Origin of the sequence: Roseimaritima sediminicola (genome assembly GCF_009618275.1) — a bacterium.
Taxonomy (GTDB): domain Bacteria; phylum Planctomycetota; class Planctomycetia; order Pirellulales; family Pirellulaceae; genus Roseimaritima; species Roseimaritima sediminicola.
Genome location: NZ_WIAD01000059.1, coordinates 25,191 through 33,952, shown reverse-complemented (window position 1 = coordinate 33,952; position 8,762 = coordinate 25,191). Strand labels below are relative to the sequence as shown.

The following is an 8,762-nucleotide window of genomic DNA, read 5'->3' as shown; positions in this document are numbered from 1 at the left end:
CTTCGAAAGCATTGCCAAATCCGCACGGCTGACAGTGTCCTGCGCCGTTATCTGGCCGGTGCAAATTAAAGCAGCCGCGAAGGAACAAAGAAAAGACACCGCGATTGAACTTATTTCTGAAGCGGCGGAGTAGGGTTTTGTGTGCATGGTTTTCCGTTCGGATCAATACCTTGGTCGATGGGACGTAATATCTCATAGTCGTCCAGCATGCTCGCCTTCTTACAAACTAGGTAAGGAAACACGTCGTGGATGAAATGGCCGAGGGGATTAAAGGGCGTAATGCGATCAACAGTACCGCCACCGGTGCCGCTCGTTATCAACGAACCGCTTTGGTCATAGCAACATTGCTGACCAGCACTCATTGGCAGAACTTCAAAAGAACGAAAGCAAGTCGCACATCCAGGATGGGTGTTGACATCTGCTGGGGACTCGACAAAGGCTGGGAAACTCGCGTTTTCTTGGTTGCACGGGCACTTTTTAAGTTTTTTACGCCACGTTTGATCCTTAGTTTTTTCCTTCTCAACCCATCGACGACAAAGTTCACCACATTGCTCGATGGTTAACCGTTCGATTTCCTCGCGGAGTTGTTGAATAAGGACTTCGATTTGGTTGGGAGCCACTGTAGGCACCACCGATTCCTCTAAATCGGGGATTTGATCAGCTTCAATCATCCCTGGCACCGCTGCTACTTGGAGCCCGGTTGGATCGACTCTAAACAGCCCGAAATAGTTCCCGTAGAGAATCATACCACTGATGTACCCAATCGGATCGCGGGACACGAACCGCCCTGTGTCTGGTGAGTACATCCGCGCCCGGTAGTGATACAGCCCAAGCTCACCGTCCCACTCGCGACCGGTGTAGGTGTACCGATTCCCGTACGCCGAACCAGCCAGCGTCGTCCCGCTGCCATCGGTCACCGTCAGCTTGCCATAGGCGTCGTAGGCGTAGCGTTCCATGATCGCCCCGGTCGTATCGGTCAGTGCGGTGACGCTGTACTGTTGGTTGCTTTGGTAACACCGCATGCGGTTTTCTTTGGCACAGACGCGTTTAGCTGGCGTTTTGCTGGGGCATCGCGAGGACTCGCGGAGCGCTGCGTGCCTACGGTTTCGCATTGTTCCGCTGCGTGCCGGTTGCCTGCTCCCGCGCAGTGGTGCGCGCAAGTTTCGAGGCGGACAACGACGAGATGATGACGGGCAGAGCATCTCGCCATTGTACTGGTTCACCGGTCCCGCTGCGCTATGTATTGCGGCTTTGCGGGGTGTCCTCGGGCGGCTCGCCGGCTGGCCGATCTTGGGCGGCCGGATGCGTCCTTTCATGCACGTCGCGCAGCTGCTGGATCGTGACGTGCAGGTAGATCTGTGTCGTGTTGAGGCTTTCGTGCCCCAGCAGCGTCTGGATCGTCCGCACGTCCGCACCTCGCTCGAGCATCAGCGTTGCTGCCGTGTGCCGAAGAAGATGGCAGCTGCCGCGTTTGGTGATCCCTGCGGCGACCAAGTACTCGCGGACCAGAGCCGACAGGTTGTTGGGATGGAAGGCGTTGCCGAGAGCTGTGACGAACAGGACGTCGCGGTTGTCGCCGGCCAGTGCGTCTCGACCATCGTGCAGGTACTTCTCGATCCACTCCAGCGTGCGGCGGCCGATCGGGACGACGCGGTCCTTGCCGCCTTTGCCTTCGCGGATCATCAGTACGCGGCTGTCGACGTTCAGGTCTTCCAGCTTCAACCCGATCAGCTCGGCACGACGCATCCCGGTCGCATAAAACGTTTCCAGGATCGCTCGGTCGCGGAGTCCCGATGGTGTGCTGAGCTCGACGGCGTTTAGCAACGCCTCGACTTCGCTGATGCTCAGGTGCGAAGCCGGCAGGCGACGAGGCAGCTTGGGCAGGGCCATATCTCGAGCCGGGTTGGCCTGCAAGAACTTCTGCTCGACCATCCAGGTGAGCCAGTGACGGATGGCCGACAGGTAACTGGCCTGGGTACAGAACGTCAGCGGTTTGCCGGTCCGCTCGTTGCGTCGATGGAACAGGTGCCGGCGGTAGGCTTCGATCGCTTCGGTCGTGATCTCGGCCGCGCCGTCGATGCCGCGCTGCTCGCACCACGCGATGAATTGACCCAGGCTGTGCGAGCGACGGTCGATCGTTCGCGGCGACCAGTTGTACACGCGAAGGTCGACGAAGTAGCGGGCCAGCAGGGCTGCCAGGGACGGAGTTTTTTCTTGCTTGGACATGACAAACTTCCTTCAAGAACAGGGTCGGCGCGGACTGCCAGACAGTTCGTGCCAACGGGGGTAAAGAAAAAGCCCGATCAGAGTGATCGAGCTCAAGGAGCAAGCCACCTCAGTGAAGAGGCGCTTATGCGCTTATGACAAGGCGTTTTTACAGGGGGCCTTGCGAGGTTTGGAAGCGAAGTTTGGAGGCTTGCGTCGGTAGTCGCTTGTAGAGAATGGATTGCGTCGATCTTAGCTGCTTGCAAGCCGGGGTTTTGGGGCGGGCAAGCGGGGTGCAAGCCGGGGTTGAGCTTGCCTGCTCAGGGGGTCAAGGTTGGTGCCGAGGGGGGCAAGGTTTGGGTCATAGAGGCAGGCGATTTTAGCTTCGCCGGATCGATCAAGCCCATCAGGAACGGCTGCCCTTCTTGGCCTTCGCCGCTGTACAACAACTCATAGACGTAACGCTGACCGTTGCGACCGCGATGAACCAGGACATATTCCAGCTCGACCAGGCGGCTCAGATGTTTTCGGATCTGTGAATCACTCCAATGGATCGACTCACGAACATCGCGACGGGTAAACCGATACGCGTTGCGTGGCACGCCCTGGACCTGAGTTTCAACGTCAACGTGTTCGTGAAGCTTGCCCAGTAAAGCCCTGGTTTGAGGGGAGAGTTCGTCCAGACTGCGTCCCAGGACTTCGCCTGCCAACCCGTTGGCCACGGCGATGTCGCACGGTTCAACGTTGATGTATTCGTCAGCTTTCCCTGCATGGGTGGCTTGATGGATGGTGCGTTGGTGTTGATGCAGGAAGGTGATCGTGTGGATCAGAGTGAGATACTTGATGTGATCGCGCCGCATCCGGGTTTTGTGATCGGGGAAGGTCAGTTGTGGGGCGTAGGGATTGAAGACATCCAGTGGGCGTAGAAGACGTTGCGCGTTCTGATGCAGCGTGCGTAAGCTGTCAGCGAAGGACATGGCATGAGTGAATTCGTTGGTAAATGTCTCACGTTGCTTCAGTTGGATGGCATTCGTTTGGTTCTTGGTCTCGTCGACTGATAGCACGAAGCAGCGGTTGACCAGTTCTTCGTCGATGTCCATGGCCGTGGTGGTGAGAAAGATTTGTACCGGGCCCTGGACGTGATGTTCTTGGGTTTGGCTGCGACCGTTCTCGCCGCGTCCCACGGTGGCGTGCCGTAGCTGGCCCTCGCTCTGCAACAGCTTCAGGGCGTAGGTGGCCTGCTGGATGCCTTCGTCTTCGGCGATCGCTAGGATCTTGTGACGGATTTGGTCGCTGTTCAGATAGAACAGCGATTGCCCGGTCATGCCACTGAAACGTTGCACGTCTTCACTTGGCATCATCGACAGCACGGCGTCCATCAGCGACGTTTTGCCGGCCGAAGATGAGGACTGGATCACGACGGCCAACGGCTTGGCGAGCTTGCGGCTGGTCGCCGCCAGGTAGCCGGCCAGCTTGTTGGTCGACTCGCCCACGATCCCGCAAGCGTCCATGTCGGTGACGATTCGCTCAAGTAGATTGGGGGCTCGCAGCAGTTCCAGGGCGGCCGCTCGATCCTCGTCGCTGAGCGTCACAGCGGCGGGTTTCTGCGGCGCTTTCAGCTCGGCGATCCGTTGGGCTTGATGCGTCTCTAGCTTCAGTAGCAACTGGCCGATGTCTTTCTTGATGATCCCTGCGTCGACGTACAGTTCGGTTGCAGCGGCCTTGATGAACGAGGCACGTGAGCGGGCTTTAACCAGATCCAGTGAATCGAGATGCACCAGGGAGTCACGGCTGACCATCAAGTTGACCTTCAGCGTGCAGGCCGAACGGTTTTTCTCCAAGCCGCGGACGCGGTAGTGACGATCGTCGCGCGTGAAGTGCAGGCTGTCGTCTGCGATGGTGAGGTCGGAAGAATCGTTGACGTGGGGTTCAGTCGGTTCGTTGGGTTCGGCTGGCGTCTCGGATGGCTCCTGAACCGCAGCCGACTCGGCTGCGGGTTCGTCCGTCTTCACAGACTGGAAGCCTATGCCACATACGTCCGTCTTCACAGGCTGGAAGCCTATGCCACATTCGATCACGGACTCGCCTTCGGCGGCCGCGTCGATCTTGTAGCCGCGCAGCCCGATGAGATTGCCTTCGTCGTCGAGGACCGGTTCGGTAACACGGCCACGGAGCGTTTCGCGGCCGTTGGGTTTGTAGAGCCCGCACTCGACGAGCCGGTCGCGGACCTTTCGACCGAGGTTGACGCGGCGACTGGGGATCTGTTTGCCCAGCGTGCGATCGGCGAACCCGAGGTTCTGCGAGGCCGCCTGCTCGGGCGTTAGCTTTCGATGTTCGACGATGAACTCGATCGCGCGGCGGTTGCCTGCCAGGCAGTTCGCGTAATACGTGGCGACCGTCTGCAGCGGCGCGTCAAGGAGCTGCTGCAGGAAGTGTGGATCGTTCATGGGACGCTTTTCCTGACAGGTAATACCGCGTCTCTGGTAGCTGAACTCGCCAGAGTTTGGGGACTGGGTGCTCCACCGGAACGTCCAAAGTCTGGCGACTTCAGCTACACCCTGGAGCGGACGAAGAACGCAGTGCGATCGCGAACGTCGATCGAAGTGGCCACCTTTTGGCGCTGCCATATTCGGCCAGTCAATCGATTCTTCAAACGGTCACGGCTCGTCACGCACAGGCGGCAGTCGATACGCGTTGGTCGATCGGCCGAATATGTCTCGCCAAATAGCTAGCGTGAAAGGGGTAAACCAGTGGGAATGACAGAAAACTCTCTCGCGAAGTGTTAAGTTGTGCGGGCCACCGGGCAGTCAGCCTCATGCGGCGGCTTCCTCAACACCTGGACGATCAACCAATGCCGAACGCGCCCGCCGTTGCTTCTCGGCAGGCGACCGTTCACGCCCGGCCACGCGTCGTCAACGTCCTGCGGCGGCATCTGGTCGACAGCCTACCGCGGCTATCCACTCGGCAGCGACGTGTGCTGCGGCAGCTGAGCGGCTGTCGCCGCGGCAGCTACGGCAGCCGTTCACACGGCTGCGCCGCGTGCGATCACGGGCACGTCACGCTGAACTCCTGTGGCAACCGGCACTGCCCCTGCTGCGGCGATGGTCGCCGCGATGGCTGGAAGGTGCGGATGTCCGAAATCGCTTTGGACGTGCCGTACCTTCACGTGGTGTTCACCACGCCGCATGAGCTCAATGCCGTACATGACTTGCCGGGAACGCGGTCGCTGCCGATCAAGCCAACACCGGCTACCCATGACCTCCTCGGGCCTCCGCCGCCGAAGACCACCAGTAACGACCACGAGCTGATTCGGCTGCTGTTCGATAGTGCGATCACGTCGCTGAAGAGCGTGCTGGCAGCACGCGGTATCGATGATGTGGGTGCGGTGATGACGCTGCACACCTGGGGACAACGCCTGAACCGGCATGTTCACTTACACGTGGTGTTGATCGCCGGCGGGATTGGGACGGACTCGGGCAGTAGGAAAGAAACGAGTGTGGAGAGCGACCGGTGGGTGTCCCTGCCGATCGATGAAGCCTCGCTGCGGTCACTGCGGGAAGAGCTTGCCACGGTCTATCGCAGTCAGTACACGGATCGTTTTAGGCGCCGGGTAAAAGCCAGAAAGATCCGCATGCCGGGCGTAGAGCCGACGGATGAACCGGCGCAGCAGTTGGCTGCAGGCGAGTTGACGAAGCGACTGATGGACAAGTCGTGGATCGTCGACCTACAGGCCTCGCCGGCCCAGTGGTCCGGCAGCGAGGGCATCGTCAATTACCTGGCATCGTACGTGGCCGGCACCGCGATCAGCGACCACCGGATGGTCTCCGATGACGACAGCGGCGTCACCATCAAGCTAAAAGATTATCGCACGGGCGAGCGAACGACGGAAACGATGCCGGGTGCGGAGTTCGTCGAGCGATTCGCCTCACACATCCTTCCGCGGCACAGCCGCCGCATTCGCTACGTGGGCCTGTTCGCACCCAAGGGCCGCCACGAGCGTTTGAAAGCTTGCCGGAGGCTGATCGCCCTGCACAAACACGCCGGTGACGCATCGCAAGACCAGTCCGCCCCTGCACCAGCTGACCAGTTACTTACCGACACCTTATCTCCCGAGGACGAACGTCGTGCATTATTCACCGGTGAAGACAACAAGCATCGCGGCAGCTACCCGGCGCGTTGCCGGATGTGCAAACGACCGATGCAGCCACTCGAGCAGATCGATGGCCGACTGACCCTACGGATCTTGCCGTACCTCGTGCAGTTGATCGCTTGGCTCAGTGGCAAGACGGACGGTCCGCCCGAGAAGGTTCCCTTGCTGGTTCCGGACCACCTGCGAGCCTTCGTCGCGGCCGAATTGAAAGCCGAACAGCGTCGCCAGCAGCAGGCGACGGAGTCAATTCCGGAGCATCCCCCGCCATGATCGCGAGACAGGTTCGCAAAGCAAATCGTCGTTGCCAACCGATCGGCCATCACACCGGCGAACTGACCGCTGCGCAGTCAGACAGCCAAAAGCGCCAAAACGCGATGCAAAGCCCTGTAACTCGGCGGCTTGCCGTGCGATCGCGCGGCCAAGCAACGTTCGCATTCAATCGTGCGGCACTTCGCGTGAGCCAAAACTGCTCGCTACCTCTTACACGCCGCCGCTGCTAACCACGCAGTCAGCGGTCAACGAAGCAAATGAGATCCGAGGGCCCTATTCGTCCCCATCGGCCGAGCTACTCACTCTTTTTCTGTCGAGTCTACTGGCCTATCGCATGACTTAAAACCGCTCACTCCCCCATATATGTCGTTTTCAGCAATGTCGGTAGTCAGCAGCCAACAAACCGAGTGACACCGGAGGATGCTACTGGCCCCCATCGCCACACCCAGTCCGCATCTTTCTATTGCGCCCGTCCCGTCGCTTCGCTCAAATGCGTTTCTACCTCACGAAATAGCCGGGACTCGTATTGTTCACCTGGAGTGGTGTCCAGCAGATGGCGATTGGTGCCGCGAGCAATATCCAGTTGATCTTTCGCAGCTGCATACTTGCCAGCATCAATCAGGTGCTGCGCATAACTGAGCAATGAAAAGATCGTTTGATCATTTTGAATTGCTTGCTGAAATTCCGCAATTGCAACTTCTCGACGGCCGGCCTTAAGCGATGCATGGGCGGCCCAGCACAGATAGTACGAATACCGGTCCGGTGTCATTTCCGCCGCAGACAAGAAAATTTCCCTAGCCCCCTGGGGATTCCCGCCAGCAAGCAATCGCACCGCTTTTCGTTCTAAAGAATCATTCATTCCGATCAATATGGTTCCGCAAATGGTTTACGAGGCTTGTCATCTACGCAAGCTAAGTATTGCCACCGTGCCCACTCTAGACATGCACGGTAGTTGTCCGGATCATTTCGATATTTACGCGAACACCAACGCTGGTCACTTTCCCACTGTTCGACACACTCATCATTGTTGTTCTGAGGACGCGGTCGAATGACATCAAGCGCTTTCTTTATGCAGTACAGTGAAATACCGACCATGACGGCCTGTTCCACGTCAACACGAGGCTGTGGAGATGGTGGAGGCGCCTGCTTCGGAAAAAATTTCGCCACTTCGTCCGGCTTGAGCGGCCTTCCGAGCAAGGTTTCCATGCAAGCACGTTTGTTGTGGTCGTTGGCACATACCCTCGCAGCCTGAGTGACGGTGTCAACAAGTAGCCCCGTAGGATCAACTCCTACCAATCGGAAGGAATTCTCGTATAGATTTTGACCGTCTTCATACCCAATGGGGTCACGTGACACGAACCTACCGCTCTCCGGCGAGTACATCCGCGCGCGGAAGTAGTACAGCCCAAGCTCGCCGTCCCACTCACGCCCGGTATAGGTGTACCGGTTGCCGTACGCCGAACCACTAATCGAATTCCCGCTACCATCCGTCACCGTCAGTTTGCCGTAGGCATCGTAGGCATACCGCTCCGCGATCGAGCCGGTCGTATCCGTCAGGGCGGTGACGCTGTACTGCTGGTTGCGGTGATAGTAGAGCTTGGCCGTGGATGTACTGCCGGCTCGCATGACGGGTTCGTCGATGTAGCTGGCGTAGACGTAGCGATAGGTCGGACTGCTCGCCGCTGTGCCGGCGGTGTAGTCGGCGATCGTCTGCTGACCGCTCGGCACAAAGACGGTTGTGGTCGTGCCGTCGTCTCGGGAGATCCGCCGACCAAGGGCATCGAACTTTTGCAAGATGTCCGCACCCGATGTGCCGTCGACATCCGCCGCATGTAGCTTGTTCTCGAAGTCCCACTCGAGCGTTAGCCCCGAGGTCGACGTCGTCAGGTTCGACGGCAATCCGGTTTGATTGCCTTTGGCGTCGTGGGTGACAGCTTGACTGTCGGCCGTAAGGATCTCGTGAGCATCCCCGTGCGTGCGGTTCTGCGTCGTGCTGTTCTCCGTAAAGCTGTCCCAGTCACCCACCAGGCTGAGGTTCCAAGACTGGTCGAGGTTGCTGTCGGCGCGGTTCCAGCCCACCAGACGATCTTCATCGTCATAGCCGCTCGTCGGAACCGTGAAGCCGTAATTGCTCATC

6 protein-coding genes are annotated in these 8,762 nt (G+C 58.9%); 1 reads left to right on the top strand and 5 read right to left on the bottom strand.

Annotation, left to right across the window (positions count from 1 at the left end; genetic code table 11):
• Nucleotides 1–110: 110 nt before the first annotated feature.
• The 3 genes from GE027_RS19895 to GE027_RS19885 all read right to left on the bottom strand — a co-directional run bounded on the left by GE027_RS19895 (nt 111) and on the right by GE027_RS19885 (nt 4,652).
• Nucleotides 111–1,022: an RHS repeat-associated core domain-containing protein gene (locus GE027_RS19895; RefSeq protein WP_162006841.1), complete on the bottom strand. Its 912-nt coding sequence runs from the start codon at nt 1,020–1,022 to the stop codon at nt 111–113.
• A gap of 214 nt (nt 1,023–1,236) precedes the next feature.
• A complete protein-coding gene (xerC, locus tag GE027_RS19890; RefSeq protein WP_153558978.1) occupies nt 1,237–2,226 on the bottom strand; it encodes a site-specific tyrosine recombinase XerC in 990 nt (329 codons plus the stop codon).
• Nucleotides 2,227–2,525: 299 nt separating this feature from the next.
• On the bottom strand, nt 2,526–4,652 hold the full coding sequence (locus tag GE027_RS19885; protein ID WP_153558977.1) for a hypothetical protein: 2,127 nt from the start codon (nt 4,650–4,652) through the stop codon (nt 2,526–2,528).
• A 404-nt stretch (nt 4,653–5,056) separates the two neighbouring features.
• On the opposite strand from GE027_RS19885, the gene GE027_RS19880 reads away from it, so the two are divergent.
• Nucleotides 5,057–6,625 carry an IS91 family transposase gene (locus tag GE027_RS19880; protein ID WP_162006840.1) on the top strand — a complete coding sequence of 523 codons (1,569 nt, stop codon included), beginning with the start codon at nt 5,057–5,059 and terminating at the stop codon, nt 6,623–6,625.
• Nucleotides 6,626–7,085: 460 nt separating this feature from the next.
• Here the strand turns inward: GE027_RS19880 and GE027_RS19875 are convergent, their stop codons facing one another.
• Both GE027_RS19875 and GE027_RS19870 read right to left on the bottom strand, forming a co-directional pair.
• Complete coding sequence (locus tag GE027_RS19875; RefSeq protein WP_153558975.1) at nt 7,086–7,484, bottom strand: hypothetical protein; 399 nt, start codon at nt 7,482–7,484, stop codon at nt 7,086–7,088.
• Nucleotides 7,485–7,489: 5 nt separating this feature from the next.
• Nucleotides 7,490–8,761: an RHS repeat-associated core domain-containing protein gene (locus GE027_RS19870; protein WP_153558974.1), complete on the bottom strand. Its 1,272-nt coding sequence runs from the start codon at nt 8,759–8,761 to the stop codon at nt 7,490–7,492.
• Nucleotide 8,762 lies beyond the last annotated feature (1 nt).

Bases quoted from the DNA above. Each gene is read 5' to 3' on its own strand.
- GE027_RS19895 (WP_162006841.1), bottom strand. From the start codon at position 1,022: ATGCGGTGTTACCAAAGCAACCAACAGTACAGCGTCACCGCACTGACC.
- xerC (WP_153558978.1), bottom strand. From the start codon at position 2,226: ATGTCCAAGCAAGAAAAAACTCCGTCCCTGGCAGCCCTGCTGGCCCGC.
- GE027_RS19885 (WP_153558977.1), bottom strand. From the start codon at position 4,652: ATGAACGATCCACACTTCCTGCAGCAGCTCCTTGACGCGCCGCTGCAG.
- GE027_RS19880 (WP_162006840.1), top strand. From the start codon at position 5,057: ATGCCGAACGCGCCCGCCGTTGCTTCTCGGCAGGCGACCGTTCACGCC.
- GE027_RS19875 (WP_153558975.1), bottom strand. From the start codon at position 7,484: ATGAATGATTCTTTAGAACGAAAAGCGGTGCGATTGCTTGCTGGCGGG.
- GE027_RS19870 (WP_153558974.1), bottom strand. From the start codon at position 8,761: ATGAGCAATTACGGCTTCACGGTTCCGACGAGCGGCTATGACGATGAA.